We start from the raw sequence: 839 nt of genomic DNA, 5'->3' as shown, positions 1-839 counted from the left end.
AAATTCAAGACCGCGCCGCCTGGCTTCCGCTTTCAATTTCTTGATGACGGCGTTTCGCTTCATAACAGTAGTCTACCGACGGGAGACTAAACAAGTCAACCACGGGTAGACGGTTTTCTTGATTATGTTCCTTCGTCAATTGAACTGGGGACTACCTTGCAAGCCCACCGTCACACGCCGCTAATCCCGTGCTCTGGTTAGGGGCGCTCCCACAGCTCCACAGAGACCGGGTTACGTCAGGCCTTACTGGTTGAGGTACTTATACAGTGTGGTGCGCCCAATCCCGAGTCGGCGGGCAACCTCCGCTTTCGGAATACCAGCGCTCACCCACCCGCGCGCCTGCGCTACTTGTTCCTCATTGAGGACTTTCGCACGCCCCTTATAAACGCCGCGCGCCTTGGCTTTCGCGATACCTTCGGCCTGGCGCTCACGAATAATCGAACGCTCAAACTCCGCCACCGACCCGAGTAGGCCAAGCATGAGCTTGGCCACCGGACTGGAATCTAATAAATAGGTCTGTCCTTCTTTGAGGAACTTGACGGATACTCCGCGTTCGGTGAGTTCATCGACCAGGCGGTGCAGGTCGATAAGCGAGCGGGCAAGCCTATCCATACTCACCACAATGAGTTGATCGCCGGCACGAAGATAATTAAGCGCCCCATCTAAGCCGGGGCGCTGGGTGGACGAACCACTCACCGTGTCGGTGAAGACGCGGAAGACTTTTTCCTTCTTCAACGCCGCCAACTGTCGGTCGAGATTCTGGTCTTTGGAACTAACACGCGCGTAACCAATTTTTTGGCCCGCAACCACCTCTGGCTGTTCGGGAATGTCTAGAGGTA

1 protein-coding gene is annotated in these 839 nt (G+C 55.5%); it reads right to left on the bottom strand.

Translation table 11 applies throughout. The annotated features are described in order from the left end of the window. Nucleotides 1-243 precede the first annotated feature (243 nt). Nucleotides 244-839 (bottom strand): recombinase family protein (locus HMPREF0308_RS12655; protein WP_005532273.1); only part of this gene is annotated, 596 nt, incomplete at its 5' end.

The organism is Corynebacterium striatum ATCC 6940, from assembly GCF_000159135.1.
In the GTDB taxonomy this organism is placed as follows: domain Bacteria; phylum Actinomycetota; class Actinomycetes; order Mycobacteriales; family Mycobacteriaceae; genus Corynebacterium; species Corynebacterium striatum.
This window is presented reverse-complemented; position numbering and strand designations above follow the sequence as displayed.